Raw genomic sequence first — 13,742 nt, 5'->3', positions numbered from 1 at the left:
CGCGCCCGGGGCGCGTGGTCAGGCGCGCGTCAGGCGGTAACGCAGGGAGTCGAGCTCGGCGCGCAGCACCGACGGGATGCGGTCGCCGAACGTGTCGAAGAACTCCTCCGTCAGCTCCGCCTCCGCGAGCCACGACTGCGGGTCGATCGCGAACAGCTCCGCCAGATCCGCGTCCGTGACATCGGTGCCCACGAGGTTGAGGTCCTCGGGGCGGGGCAGGCGCCCGATCGGGCTGGGCTCGGCGGGCACCTCGGACTCCAGGCGGCGCACGATCCACTCCAGCACACGCACGTTGTCGCCGAAGCCCGGCCAGAGGAACCGGCCGTCGGCACCGCGGCGGAACCAGTTCACCTGGAACACCCGCGGTGCGCGGTCGAAGCGCAGCGAGCTACCCACCTTGATCCAGTGCGCGAAGTAGTCCGCCATGTTGTAGCCGCAGAAGGGCAGCATCGCGAACGGATCGCGGCGCAGCTCCCCGACCGTCCCCTCGGCGGCGGCGGTCCGCTCCGACGAGATCGTCGCTCCCAGGAACACCCCGTGCGTCCAGTCCGTGGCCTCGACGACGAGGGGCACGTTGGTGGCGCGGCGGCCTCCGAACAGGATGGCGTCCAGCGGCACACCCTCCGGCGTCTCCCAGTCATCCGCGACCTGCGGGCACTGTGCGGCAGCGACGGTGAAGCGCGAGTTCGGATGCGCGGCGGGTCGACCCGAGGCGGGGGTCCAGGGGTTTCCCTCCCAGTCGATGAGCTCGGCGGGGGCCTCATCGGTGAGCCCCTCCCACCACACGTCGCCGTCGGGGCGCAGCGCCACGTTCGTGAAGATCGTGTTGCCCCACAGCGTCTCGACCGCCGTGGCGTTGGTCGACTCGCCCGTGCCCGGCGCGACGCCGAAGAAGCCCGCCTCCGGGTTGATCGCCCACAGGCGTCCGTCTTCGCCCGGCCGCAGCCACGCGATGTCGTCGCCGAGGGTCTCGACGCGCCATCCCGGGATGGTGGGGCGCAGCATCGCGAGGTTCGTCTTGCCGCACGCCGACGGGAACGCCGCGGCGACGTGGTAGCGCTTGCCCTCGGGGCTGATGACTCGGATGAGCAGCATGTGCTCGGCGAGCCAGCCCTCGTTGCGTCCGATCACTGATGCGATGCGCAGCGCGAAGCACTTCTTCGCAAGGATCGCGTTGCCGCCGTAGCCCGACCCGTACGAGTAGACCTCGAGCGTGTCCGGGAAGTGGACGATGTACTTGTCGTCGTTGCAGGGCCACGCGACGTCGGCCTCGCCGGGCGCCAGCGGAGCGCCCACCGAATGCACGGTGCGCACCCAGTCGGCGCCGTCCGCGATCTGCTGCAGCACAGCCGTACCGACCCGGGTCATGATGTTGATCGACACGACGGCGTAGGGCGAATCGGTCACCTGCACGCCGATGTGCGAGAGCGGACCGCCGACCGTGCCCATCGAGAACGGCACGACGTACATCGTCCGGCCGCGCATGGAGCCCGCGAACAGCGCGTCGAGCTTGGTGCGCATCGCACCGGGCTCCGCCCAGTTGTTCGTGGGACCCGCATCCTCCTCCTTCTCGGAGGCGATGAACGTGCGGCCCTCGGTGCGGGCGACGTCGCTCGGGTGGGAACGCGCGAGGTACGACCCCGGACGCCACTCGGGGTTGAGCTTGATGAGAGAGCCCGCGTCCACCATCGATCGCAGCAGCATGTCGTTCTCGGCCTGCGATCCGTCGACCCAGTGGATGCGGTCGGGCTGGGTCAGGCCGGCGATCTCGTCGACCCACCGGGTCAGCGCGGCCATGCCGGGTCCGGATGCGGCCGGACGAGCACCGTAGGTCGTCGCCGTGCGGGCGGCGGTGGGGCGCGCGGGGGCGCTCGAGGTGTAACTCTCAGCAAGGGCCATGATCACTCCAGTCGGCATCGGCGGCGTTCAGAACGTGGGTTCCCTGCAAGAATGGCGCTCCCAAATCCCCCTTTTCAGAAGGAAGCGGTCGAAAGAGTGTCGGTTCTTTCGCTATTCTCAAAACATGCCCTCGACCACGATCGAACTGGCCACCCTCGGTCACCGCATCCGCCACTTCCGCACGGCGGCGGGGCTGACACTCGATGAGCTCGGCGCTGCCGTCGGCGTCGCCGGCAGCCACCTGAGCCTCATCGAGAACGGCAAGCGCGAGCCGAAGCTGTCGCTGCTGCAGGAGATCGCGGCGGCCACCGGCACCCAGCTGGCCGAGCTGCTGTCGACCGAGCCCCCGAACCGGCGCGCGGCATTGGAGATCGAGCTCGAGCGCGCGCAGACCTCACACGCTTTCCGACAGCTGGGACTGCCGCCGATCCGGGTCACGAAGGCGCTGAGCGACGAGACGATCGAGACCGTGCTGGGGCTGCACCGCGAGTTGCAGCGTCGCGAACGCGAGGCGATCGCGACGCCCGAAGAGGCACGTCGCGCCAACACGGACATGCGGTTGCGGATGCGGGAGATGAACAACTACCTCCCCGACATCGAGAAGCTCGCCGAGAAGCAGCTCAAGTCGGCGGGACACACCTCGGGTGCCCTCACGCACCGCACGGTGAGCATCATGGCCGAGCAGTTGGGCTTCGAGCTCATCTACGCGGGCGACCTGCCCGCATCCACCCGCTCGATCACCGACCTCGAGAACGGCCGGATCTACCTGCCGCCGGCCTCCATCCCGGGCGGCCACGGGCTGCGGTCGATGGCGCTGCAGGCGATGGCGCACCGGCTCCTCGGGCATCAGCCGCCCAGGGACTACGCCGAGTTCCTGCAGCAGCGACTGGAGATCAACTACTACGCGGCGGCGTGCCTCATGCCGCCGGCGCCGGCGGTCGCGTTCCTGCAGCAGGCGAAGAAGGACCGCAACCTCGCCGTGGAGGACTTCCGCGATGCGTTCGGCGTCACGCACGAGGCGGCCGGGATGCGGATGACGAACCTGCTGACCGAGCACATCGGCGTCCGTCTGCACTTCCTGCGCGTCGCCGGCGACGGCGCGATCTCACGCGTCTACGAGAACGACGACCTGCCGCTGCCGATGGATGTCACCGGCGCGGTGGAGGGGCAGATCGTGTGCCGCAAGTTCGCCGCCCGCGCAGCCTTCGCTGAGCAGAACCGCACGACGGAGCACTACCAGTACACCGACACCCCGTCGGGCACGTTCTGGTGCTCGACGCAGACCGGCACGACCCATGACGGGGAGTTCTCGATCACGGTGGGCGTGCCGTTCGACGATGCGAAGTGGTTCCGCGGCCGCGAGACGTCGAAGCGGGCGACGTCGCAGTGCCCCGACGAGGCGTGCTGCCGCCGCCCGTCGAGCGAGGCGGCCGAACGATGGGAGGGGCGCGCGTGGCCGAGTGCCCGCGTGCACATGCAGATGTTCACGCCGCTGCCGCGCGGCGCCTTCCCCGGCGTCGACGATAACGACGTGTACGACTTCCTCGATCGGCACGCCTGACCCACCGCGCGAGCGAGTATCCGTTCGCCGAGCGCGCATCCGATGGGTGCTCGCTCGGCGAACGGAGTCTCACTCGGCAGCCGACGGTGTGCCGACCGCCCAGAGCGCCTGGGGCAGCCGATCGTGCAGCACCCACTCGCCCACCCAGCGGTTCTTGTACAGCACCGGGTTGTGGCTGGACACGGTGCGGGCGTTCCGCCAGTGCCGGTCGAGGTGCGCGCCGCGAGCCGTCGCCGAGGCGCCGAGGGTGTCGAACAGCCGAGAGGTGAGCTGCTGCACCGCGGCAGTCGCGAAGGACTGCGCCTGCGCGGCTCGGATCTCCGCGAGCCCCGCCAGCCTGCGCGCGCGGTCGACGGCCACCTCGTCGTCGGGCCGATCGCGCGCCTCGAGCGCAGCCCCGTAGGCGTCCTCGACCGCCTCCGCGACGGCTGCGACGCTCGCGTCGACGGCGAAGGCGGATGCGGCGAGCTCCCCCAGCAGGGCCTGGATCTGCGCGTCGTCCTGCGCACGGGCCGCGGTGCCGTGGCTGTAGACGCGGGATCGTGCGCGCACGGCCGTCGCCGCATCGGCGACCGCCGCGTGCGCGATGCCCGCGAGCACCGCCAGCAGGACGAGCTGGTAGAGCCCCGTCTGATACGCGAACCGGTCGGCCACCGGCAGGACGTCCACGGGTTCCACGACGGCGTCCTCGAACACGATCGTCCCGGTTCCCGTCAGGCGCTGGCCGAATCCGTCCCAGTCGTCGATCACCGTGACCCCCGGTTGATCGAGACGCACGAGGGCGGCGACGTCCACGCCGTCCGGGAGCCGGTGGGCGACGGTGTCGGTCCACTCGGCGAAGATGCTGCCGGTCGTGTAGAACTTGCGCCCGGAGAGCCGCAGCACGCCGTCCGCATCCGCCGAGAGCTCCGCACCCGCGCGAGAGGTCGTCGAGCCGGCCGCCTCGCTCCAGGAGTTCCCGCTGATCTGCCCCGCAGCGATGCGGGCGATCCAGCGCCGGGCGAAACCCGCATCCGCGGTGGTGAGGGTCTGCTCGACGAGCGCGATGTGGCCGCGCAGGATCTGCGGGATGTTGGCGTCCGCCGCGGCGATCGCCACGAGCAGCCGCGTGAAGGTGGGCCAGTCCAGTCCCAGTCCGCCGTCGGCGCTGGGCAGACGGGCGCGTCCGAGCCCCGCCTCGCGCAGGGCCGCGACGGCGTCGCGGGGAAGCTCGCGCGCGAGGTCGCGCTCCCCCGCCCCCTCGGCCACGGCGTCCACGATCGGGCGGAACCGCGTCTCGATGTCTGCGGGCAACCGAGCCCAGAGCTGGTCGTCGATGCGCGTGCGGACTCCGGCCGCCACGGATGCCGTGCTCATGTGTACAGGGAGATCGGCTGCACGGCGCCGGTGAGGAAGTGGGCCCCCACCTCGAGCTTCTTGTAGTCGACCGGGTCGTGGAGCGAGTGGGTGCGGATGTTGCGCCAGTGCAGGTCGAGGCCGACGCGATTCGCCGTCGAACTCGTTCCGGTGGCCTCGAAGACGCGGTGGGCGACGTCGGTCGCGGTGTCGCTGGCGACGACCTTGAGCTGAGCGATCTCGATCGCGATCTCCGCGCGGTCGTCGGCCGTGACATGGGCACCCTTGGCGACGACCTCGTCGAAGCGGCGGTTGACGCGGTCGGCGAGCGCTTCGACCGCGGCGGTGCGCGACACGAGCTCGCCGTACAGCCGCCGCACGAACGGGTCGTCGCTGTAGGTGGGCACGCCCGAGAGGAACCACGAGTTGGGCCGGGCGTTGGTGAGCTCCCGCGCCTGGGCGAGCGCCCCCTGCGCGATGCCGAGGTACAGATTCCCGAACACGAGCTGGATCGCGGGCGTCACGAAGCTCTGGATCGGCTCGTCCGTCCCGAAGCCGAGCAGGTGCTCCGGCTCGACCCGCACATCGCGGTACGTGACGGTGTTGCTCGCCGACAGACGCTGGCCGAGATTGTCCCAGTCGTCGACGAGCTCGACACCCGGGTGCCCGTACGGCAGTACGACGAAGGCGAAGGCGCCCGCATCCGGGCCGTCCTCGACGACCGCGTTGATCAGCAGCGCCTCGCCGATGCCCGAGCCGGTGGAGTACCGCTTGAAGCCGTTGAGCCGGTAGCCGTCACCGTCCACCGTGAGCGACAGATTCGGGTCGACGGGGTTCACCGAGTCGCCCCAGATCCATCGGCCGGCGATCGTGGCGCGGAACCATCGCTCGCGCTCGGCGGGCGGTGCGACGAGAGCGATGTTCGCCTCGTTCACGTAGTGGTAGCCCAGCACCTGCGCGAGGGAGGCGTCGGCGCGCGCGAGGATGCGGACGGCGCGCAGCGCGCTCTCCCAGTGCGCCCCGCCGCCGCCGTACTCGGCGGGGTCGAGCAGTGTCGTGAGCCCGGCCTCTTTGAGCAGCCGCGCTTCGGCGAAGGGCTGTGCATTCGCGCGATCGCGGGCGAGCGCGTCGACGGCGAGCCTCTCGCCCACGGATGCGGCGACCGCATCCCAGTGCGCGAGCTCGGCGGCATCGGCGGCGCCGCGGAAGTGGGTACGGGCGGGGGTCAGGGTCGGCGTGGTCATGCTGCTCCTGTTCAGGCGGGGGTGGACACGAGGGAAGCGGAGCTGTCGGCGGCGCTCGGCGCGCCGACGTAGGCGCCGCGGTAGGCGTGGGCGGGGTGCCACGGTGCGACCACGGGGTCGCCGGTGAGCCGCTCGCGGAGCGTCGCGCCGGGCCGAGCGTCGTCGAGGCGTCCGCGACGGCGCAGCTCCGGCACGAGGAGGTCCACGATGTCCTCGAACGTGCCCGGTGTCACGACGTACGCGAGATTGAATCCGTCGACGCCGCCCACCTCGATCCACCGCTCCAGTTCGTCGGCGACGGTGGCGGGGCTTCCGACGATCACGGCGCCGATGCCGCCGATGCCGACGTACTCGGCGATGTCGCGAGGCGTCCAGGCGCGGGCGGGATCCGCCTTCGTGAAGATCGACAGTGCGGAGCGGGCCGCATCCGTGTCGACGTAGGTGAGCGGTTCGTCGGGGTCCAGAGTCGAGAGGTCGATGCCGGACCAGCCGCCGTAGAGGGCCAGCGCCCCTTCCAGCGACACGTAGGAGCGGTAGTCGGCGTACTTCTGCTGCGCGAGGTCGTCGGTCTCGGCGACGATCACGGTCGCGAGAGTGAGGATCTTGACCGAGTCGCGCGGGCGTCCGATCGCCTCGGCCTTTTCGCGGATGCTGTCCGTCGTGCGTCGGGTGAGTTCGGGCGTCAGGCCGTTGATGAAGATGGCCTCGCCGTGTCGCGCGGCGAACTCCTGTCCGCGCGGCGAGGCGCCGGCCTGGAAGATGACCGGCGTCCGCTGAGGCGAGGGCTCGCCGAGGTGGATGCCGGGAACGTCGAAGTGGGCGCCGCGGTGGCGGATCGGGTGCACCTTCTCGGGATCGGTGAAGACTCCCGCCGCGCGGTCGCGGACCGCGGCACCGTCCTCCCACGACCCCTCCCAGAGCTTGTAGGCGACATCGAGGAACTCGTCGGCGATGCCGTAGCGGTCGTCGTGGGCGATCTGGTCGCCCAGTCCCAGGTTGCGCGCGGCGCTGTCGAGATACGACGTCACGACGTTCCACCCCACGCGGCCGCCGGTGAAGTGATCGAGGGTGGTGAGCGTGCGCGCCAGCGAGTAGGGATGCTCGTACGTCGAGGCGATCGTCACCCCGAAGCCCAGCCGCTCGGTGACCGCGGCCATCGCCGGGATCTGGAGCAGCGGGTTCCCCACCGGGATCTGGGCGGCGTCGCGGAGCGCGGGAGCCGCCGAATCCCGGTACACGTCGTACACGCCGAGCACGTCGGCGAGGAAGATCGCGTCGAACCCGCCCCGCTCCAGCAGCCGGGCGAGCTCGGTCCAGTACTCCAGCCGGTTGTACTCGTCGGCGCGGTTGTCCGGGTGGCGCCAGAGCCCCGGAGCCTGGTGCGTCACGCAGCTCATCTCGAACGCGTTGAGGATGAGGGGCTTGCTCATCGTCCGTCCTTCCTGCCGGCGGGCGCCGTACGGCCGGAAAGCTAGCAGCGCGGGTCGCAACCGCTCGCGCCCGTCTGACACACGCGTTCATGCGGCGACGCGGATGACGTTTCCTTACGATCCGCGGTGCGCACCGGCGCTCCGGCCCTGCAGGATGACGGACCGTGCGGTCCACAGCCCGCACTCTCCCCCACCCGAGAGGCCCGCCATGTCCGCTTCCTCCCGCCGCGTCCTGCGCCGGCTCGCCGTCGCCGCAACGCTCGCGGTCACCGCCCTCGCCCTCGCCTCCTGCGCGGGCGGGCCCGCCTCCGCGGACGGCGACGATCAGGAGCTCACCGTCCTGTTGATCTCGTCGCACGAGGGCGCGTCGAAGCTGCTCGCCGAGCGCTATGAGGCCGAGACCGGGGTGAAGATCAACCCGGTCATCGTGCCCTACGACGAGATCGGCAACACCCTCGCACTCGACCAGCAGTCGGGCGCGAACACGATCGACGTCGCAGCCCCCTGGTACGTCTCCATCGGCGATCTCGCCGATGCGGGGGCCATCCAGGACCTCACCGACTGGATCGACAGCGACGCCGACCTGAAGACGGACGACTTCATCCCCTCGATCTACGACCCGTACAGTCTCGTCGACGGGCGCCGCTACGGGCTGCCGTTCGACGGCGATACCCATGTGCTCTTCTACAACAAGGAGATCCTGGCGCGGAACGGCTTCAGCCAGCCGCCCGCGACCTGGGACGAGTACGTCGAGCAGTCCCGCACGATCACCCGGAACGAGAGCGCGAACGGCGTCTACGGCAACGTGATCTTCGGTCAGAAGTCGCCGCTCATCCTCGGAGCCAGCTTCGCGAACCGTCTCGCGGGCTTCGGCGGCGAGTTCGTCGACGCCGACGGGAAGCCCGTCATCAACTCGCCCGAGGCGATCGAGGCCGCGCAGTCGCTCGCCGATTCCCTGGCCTCGGCGTACCCGACGCCCGCGGAGACCGCCTTCGGCGAGGGCAATTCGGCCTGGTACGCGGGCAACGCGGCCTTCATCGAGAACTGGACCGACCTCGGGGTCGGTTCGCAGACGAACCCCGACTCCACGGTCAAGGACGAATGGGGCGTGACGCTGTTGCCAGTCGGCGGCGAGAACACCACCTCGCGGGCTTCCCTCGTGGCGGGCTTCACCTGGGTCGTCGCCGCCAACACCGCCAAGACCGACCTCGCGCGCGACTTCATCGCCTGGGCGTCCTCGAGCGAGGTGAACGAGCAACTGCTCGTCGCGGACCCGCAGACCGGAATCGACCCCAACCGGATCTCCTCGCTCGAGAGCGAGGCCTACGGCACCGCGTACCCCGACCTGCAGCGTGTGAACCGCGCGACGCTCGACGGAGCGCTCGCTTGGCCCACCGGCAAGAACGCGACGCAGGCGGCCGAGGTGCTCACGGATGAGCTGGCGAAGCTCGTCGCCGGCGAGGTCACCGCGAAGGAGGCCCTCGACGCCACGCAGGCGGAGTGGGAAGAACTCCTTGGCTGACGTCTTCGCACCCGTGCGCCCGCGCCGCGCCCCTCGGGGCCCGGCGTGGGCGCACCGCCTGTTCGTCGCGCCGAGCGTGCTCGCGCTCATCGTGCTGGGGGTCTACCCGCTGCTGTTCATCGTAGACGCGGCATTCACCGAGTCCTCGCTCGGCAGGCCTTTCCAGGCATGGGTCGGCACCGAGACGATCGAGAAGGTGCTCGCGGACGCGGATGCGGTCGCCACCCTCGGTCGCACCCTCGTCTACGCCCTCGGGGTGTCGGCGGCGAGCCTCGCGCTCGGCGTCGCGGCCGCCCTCGCGCTGCACGGCGCGGTGCGCAGCGGTTCGTTCGTGCGCACGCTGCTCCTGCTCCCGCTCATCACGCCGCCGGTCATCGTCGGCACGCTGTGGAAGCTCGTCTACAACCCGGGCGGCGGGCTCCTCGCCACCGTCCTCGGCTTCTTCGGCGCACCGCGCGACGCGATCGCCCCGCTCTCCTCCACCACGTGGGCGCTGCCCGGCATCGCGCTCGCGGACGTGTGGGAGTGGACGCCGCTGGTCGCCCTGCTCGTGTTCACCGCGCTGCTCGCGCAGGACGCGCAGACGCTGGAGGCGGCGCGCCTGGACGGCGCGCACGGGTTCGCCCTCTTCCGGCACATCACGCTTCCCGCGATCTCGGGCGTGGTCGCGGCGGCCTTCTTCATCCGCCTCGTGCTGGCGTTCAAGGTCTTCGATCTCGTCTTCATGATGACCTCGGGAGGTCCGGGGCAGGCGACGACCACGACCTCCTATCTGATCTATCAGGCGGCCCTGCGCGAGTTCGACCTCGGCAAGGCCGCCGTCATCACCCTGCTGCTGGCGGTGCTCGTCACCGTCGTCACGCTCCCGTTCGCGCTGGCTGCGCGCAGATTGCAGGCCAACCATGAGTGAGCTCCTCGCACCTCGGCGTCCCCGTGCGCCTCGGCGCAGCATCCTGGCCACCGTCGTGCTGGCCGCGCTCGTGGTGTTCTTCGTGGTGCCGCTGCTGTACCTGGTGTCGGTATCGCTCATGGGCCGCAACGAGACGGGTCAGGGCGTGCTGGTGCCGACGGTGCCGCAGTTCTCGAACTGGGCCGAGGTGCTCACCCAGTCCGACCTGCTGCACGGCATCGCGAACTCCCTGATCGCGGCGATCGGCGGCGCCGTCCTTTCGCTGCTGATCGGACTGCCGGGCGCGTGGGCGATGGTGCGATTCCGCACCGGCGGCGCGACGCTCGCAGGCACCATCATGAGCCCGTGGCTGCTGCCTCCGATCGTCGCCGTCGTGCCGCTGTTCACGCTGCTGCGCCTGCTCGGCGTGAACAACACCCTGTGGGGGCTGACCCTGGTCTACGCGCTCGTGAACGTGCCGGTCGCCATCTGGCTGCTGGAGGGGTTCCTGCGCAAACTCCCGATCGAGATCGAGGAGGCAGCCAGGATCGACGGCGCCGGCTCCTTCCGCGTTCTGGTGTCGGTCGTGGCGCCGCTGGTCGCGCCCGCGCTCGTTGCCGTCGGGATCATCGCCGGCGTCCTCAACTACAACGAGTTCCTCCTCGCGACCTTCCTCACGCAGTCCCCCGATGCGCAGACCCTGCCGGTGGTGCTCTCGCTCTTCTACGGCGAGCGCACACCTCACGTCGGCAAGATCGCGGCCGCATCCGTCATCGGCGTGATCCCCGTGTTCGCGGCGGCCGTCTTCCTGCAGCGGTGGCTGGTGGGAGGCCTCACATCCGGCGCGGTGCGCTGACGCGTTCCTCGACGTTCCTGCCGCTCTCCGCCGCTCAGACGAACGGGTTGGGCGTCAGCGTGTACTTGGTCTGCAGGTACTCGTGGATGCCCTCGGCGCCACCTTCGCGCCCGAGACCCGAGGACTTCCAGCCGCCGAACGGACCTGCCGCATTCGAGACGACGCCCATGTTGAGCCCCATCATGCCGGTCTCGAGACGCTCGATCATGCGCTGTCCACGCGCGAGGTTCTCGGTGAACACGTAGGACACCAGGCCGTACTCGGTCGCGTTGGCGAGCGCGACGGCCTCGTCCTCGCTGTCGAACGGCACGATCGCGAGCACCGGCCCGAAGATCTCCTCGCGGAGGATGTCGCTTCCCGCCGCGACATCGGAGACCACCGTCGGCTCGAAGAACGTCCCCTCGCCGTCGATCGCGGTGCCGCCCGTGCGTACGCTCGCACCGCGCGACACCGCATCCGAGACGAGTGCCTCGGCCTTCGCGACCGCGCGGTCGTCGATGAGCGGGCCGATCGCCACGCCGTCCTCGGTGCCGCGTCCCACCCGCAGCGCCTGCACCCGTTCGGTCACGCGACGCGTGAACTCCTCCGCGACGCTGCGGTGCACGAGGAAACGGTTGGCTGCGGTGCACGCCTGGCCGATGTTGCGGAACTTGGCCAGCATCGCCCCCTCCACCGCCTTGTCGAGGTCGGCGTCGTCGAAGACGAGGAAGGGCGCGTTGCCGCCGAGCTCCATCGAGGTCCGAAGCACACCGCCCGCCGCCTGCTCGAGCAGCTTCACACCGACCGGGGTGGAGCCCGTGAAGGACAGCTTGCGCAGGCGCGGGTCGCGGATGATCGGCTCCGACACGGCGCCCGACTGCGACGTGGTGATGACGTTGACCACGCCGTCCGGCAGCCCCGCATCCTGCAGCAGCTGCGCGAAGTACAGCGTCGTGAGAGGTGTGAGCTCCGCCGGCTTGATGACCACCGTGCACCCCGCGGCGAGCGCCGGGGCGATCTTGCGCGTCGCCATCGCGAGCGGGAAGTTCCAGGGGGTGATGAGGTAGCACGGCCCGACGGGATGCTGCGAGACGATCATGCGCCCGGTGTCCTCGGGGTTGGCGCCGTACCGTCCCTGCACGTGGGCGGCCTCTTCGCTGAACCACCGCAGGAACTCGCCTCCGTAGACGACCTCGCCACGAGCCTCCGCGAGCGGCTTGCCCATCTCGATCGTCATGAGCAGCGCGAACTCCTCCTTGCGCTCCTGCAGCAGCTCGAACGCACGGCGCAGCAGCTCCGCTCGCTCACGCGCCGGGGTCCGCGACCACGCCTCGAACGCGTCGACGGCCGCATCCAATGCAGCGGCACCGTCTGCGACCGACGCGCTCGCGATCGTCTTCACGACCGCGTTGGTGGCGGGGTCGCGCACGTCGAGCGTCTGGGCGTCGGATGCGTCGCGCCACTCGCCGCCGATGAACAGCTGCGGGCGGACGCGGGCGAGCAGGTCGGTCTCGGTGAGTGCGGTCATCTCGGCTCTCCTCGGTCAGGTCATCCCGCCGTCGGGACCTGCCCATTCTCATCCGCCGCGGAGCCCCGGGCATTCGCCCGCACGGCGCGCCCTCTCATCCGGACTCGCCGCGGCGTACAGCCCCCTGGCACCGCGATCCATGTCGCCGGTCGGAGATTCGCGCCGATGTCGGAGGATCCGGCCTCCATCCTCCGACGGGAGGCGCATTCTCCGACGGCGCCGCGCAGGGAACCTGTGTCAACTGGTTGACTCACTGGGTGTCAACTGGTTGACTCAAGCTGTGGCCGAACGGATCTCCTTCACCCTGCACGAGCTCGTCGCGACCGTCGACGCGTTCGCGGACGCACGCCTGCGCAGCGGCTACGGGATCTCGATCGGCGACTTCATCTACCTCGCCACGATCGCGGATCAGCAGCCGCTCGATCTGACGTCACTGGCGCGGTGCCTCATGGTCACCAAAGCCGCGGTCAGCAAGCGCATGCCGCATCTCGCCGAGGCGGGGTGGGTGCGCACCTCCCACGGCCCGGGGCGCCGCATCCTCGTCGGCCTGACGGATGCGGGCACGAGCCTGGTCGAGCGCGCCGGCGGCGAGCTCGACGGCGAATTCATGGGGCTCTTCGACGATCCGCGCCTGATCGACACCGGAGTCGATCGTGCTGTGCTCGCCCGTCAGCTCGAGGTGCTGACGGAGCTCGTCCGAGAGAAGGAGACACCGTGAGCACCAGGATCGTCGTCATCGTCGGCACTCCGCTGCCCGACACCCTCAACCACGCCCTCGCCGCGTCGTACGCGCAAGCGGCCCGCGCCGCGGGGGCCGAGGTCCGCGTGATCGACCTCGCCGCCGAGCAGGCCCCCGCTCATCCGCGCACCGCCGGCGAGGTGCGGATGCCCCGCACCTCGGACGACGCCCCGCTGGATGCGGTCGCGGCACGCGCCATCGACGACATCGCGTGGGCCGAGCACCTCGTGTTCTTCTTCCCGCAGTGGTGGGGCACCTACCCCGGCGCCCTCAAGGTGTTCATCGACCGCGTGTTCCTGTCCGGCTTCGCGTTCCGCTACCGCCCGGCGGGCCCCCTGTGGGACAAACTGCTCACCGGCCGCACCGCGCGCATCGTCATGACGATGGACTCGCCGCGGGCATGGAACGCGGTCGTGTACCGCCACGCCGCCGAGACGAGCCTGCGCAATGCGGTGCTCGGGTACTGCGGCGTGCGCACGATCGGCGTGACGCGTTTCGACCAGGTCCGCCACCGCAGCGACGAAACGCGACGGGCGTGGATCGCCGAGACGGCCCGCCTCGGCACGAGGGATGCGGGACGCCGCATCCGGCGCCGCATGCCCGTGGGTGCCGGAGCGGGCGCGGGGGCCGGCGTCGGCGTCTGACCCGCCTCCGCGGTCGGTCGGTCGGAGATTCACGCGAATGTCGGAGGATGCGACGCGGATCCTCCGACACTGCGCACATCCTCCGACCGGCGCGCGGCGCCAGGGCGGGACTCGGA

11 protein-coding genes are annotated in these 13,742 nt (G+C 70.5%); 6 read left to right on the top strand and 5 right to left on the bottom strand.

Annotated features, from left to right (window positions below; genetic code table 11):
- Positions 1 to 18: 18 nt before the first annotated feature.
- Positions 19 to 1,899: a phosphoenolpyruvate carboxykinase (GTP) gene (locus tag ACYVJS_RS02275; RefSeq protein ID WP_460737379.1), complete on the bottom strand. Its 1,881-nt coding sequence runs from the start codon at positions 1,897 to 1,899 to the stop codon at positions 19 to 21.
- Between the two features lie 124 nt (positions 1,900 to 2,023).
- Between ACYVJS_RS02275 and ACYVJS_RS02270 the strand changes: the two genes are divergently transcribed.
- Positions 2,024 to 3,460 (top strand): helix-turn-helix domain-containing protein, encoded by a 1,437-nt coding sequence (locus tag ACYVJS_RS02270; protein WP_460737377.1) that lies wholly within the window; start codon positions 2,024 to 2,026, stop codon positions 3,458 to 3,460.
- Positions 3,461 to 3,529: 69 nt separating this feature from the next.
- Here the strand turns inward: ACYVJS_RS02270 and ACYVJS_RS02265 are convergent, their stop codons facing one another.
- The 3 genes from ACYVJS_RS02265 to ACYVJS_RS02255 are packed head-to-tail and all read right to left on the bottom strand — an operon-like array spanning position 3,530 to position 7,469.
- Complete coding sequence (locus ACYVJS_RS02265; protein ID WP_460737375.1) at positions 3,530 to 4,816, bottom strand: acyl-CoA dehydrogenase family protein; 1,287 nt, start codon at positions 4,814 to 4,816, stop codon at positions 3,530 to 3,532.
- Positions 4,813 to 6,039 carry an acyl-CoA dehydrogenase family protein gene (locus tag ACYVJS_RS02260; protein WP_460737373.1) on the bottom strand — a complete coding sequence of 409 codons (1,227 nt, stop codon included), beginning with the start codon at positions 6,037 to 6,039 and terminating at the stop codon, positions 4,813 to 4,815. The genes ACYVJS_RS02265 and ACYVJS_RS02260 overlap by 4 nt, the downstream gene beginning before the upstream one ends.
- A gap of 11 nt (positions 6,040 to 6,050) precedes the next feature.
- The gene (locus ACYVJS_RS02255) at positions 6,051 to 7,469 is read right to left on the bottom strand and encodes an LLM class flavin-dependent oxidoreductase (RefSeq protein ID WP_460737371.1); all 1,419 of its coding nucleotides are present in this window, start codon (positions 7,467 to 7,469) and stop codon (positions 6,051 to 6,053) included.
- Between the two features lie 208 nt (positions 7,470 to 7,677).
- Here ACYVJS_RS02255 and ACYVJS_RS02250 point away from each other — a divergent pair, with 208 nt between their 5' ends.
- From ACYVJS_RS02250 to ACYVJS_RS02240, 3 genes are read left to right on the top strand one after another with little or no spacing between them, the layout of a single operon-like run.
- A complete protein-coding gene (locus ACYVJS_RS02250; RefSeq protein WP_460737369.1) occupies positions 7,678 to 8,991 on the top strand; it encodes an ABC transporter substrate-binding protein in 1,314 nt (437 codons plus the stop codon).
- Complete coding sequence (locus ACYVJS_RS02245) at positions 8,984 to 9,901, top strand: carbohydrate ABC transporter permease (protein ID WP_460737367.1); 918 nt, start codon at positions 8,984 to 8,986, stop codon at positions 9,899 to 9,901. The genes ACYVJS_RS02250 and ACYVJS_RS02245 overlap by 8 nt, the downstream gene beginning before the upstream one ends.
- Positions 9,894 to 10,736, top strand: coding sequence for a carbohydrate ABC transporter permease (locus ACYVJS_RS02240; protein ID WP_460737365.1), 843 nt, complete (start codon positions 9,894 to 9,896; stop codon positions 10,734 to 10,736). The genes ACYVJS_RS02245 and ACYVJS_RS02240 overlap by 8 nt, the downstream gene beginning before the upstream one ends.
- A 34-nt stretch (positions 10,737 to 10,770) precedes the next feature.
- On the opposite strand, the gene ACYVJS_RS02235 is transcribed toward ACYVJS_RS02240, so the two are convergent.
- Positions 10,771 to 12,243, bottom strand: coding sequence for an NAD-dependent succinate-semialdehyde dehydrogenase (locus ACYVJS_RS02235; RefSeq protein ID WP_460737363.1), 1,473 nt, complete (start codon positions 12,241 to 12,243; stop codon positions 10,771 to 10,773).
- 280 nt (positions 12,244 to 12,523) lie between these two features.
- Between ACYVJS_RS02235 and ACYVJS_RS02230 the strand changes: the two genes are divergently transcribed.
- Positions 12,524 to 12,961 (top strand): MarR family winged helix-turn-helix transcriptional regulator, encoded by a 438-nt coding sequence (locus ACYVJS_RS02230; RefSeq protein ID WP_460737361.1) that lies wholly within the window; start codon positions 12,524 to 12,526, stop codon positions 12,959 to 12,961.
- The gene (locus tag ACYVJS_RS02225) at positions 12,958 to 13,626 is read left to right on the top strand and encodes an NAD(P)H-dependent oxidoreductase (protein WP_460737359.1); all 669 of its coding nucleotides are present in this window, start codon (positions 12,958 to 12,960) and stop codon (positions 13,624 to 13,626) included. Before ACYVJS_RS02230 ends, ACYVJS_RS02225 begins: the two co-directional genes overlap by 4 nt.
- Positions 13,627 to 13,742: the final 116 nt, after the last annotated feature.

It is taken from the genome of Microbacterium neimengense (assembly GCF_054782995.1).
This window is presented reverse-complemented; position numbering and strand designations above follow the sequence as displayed.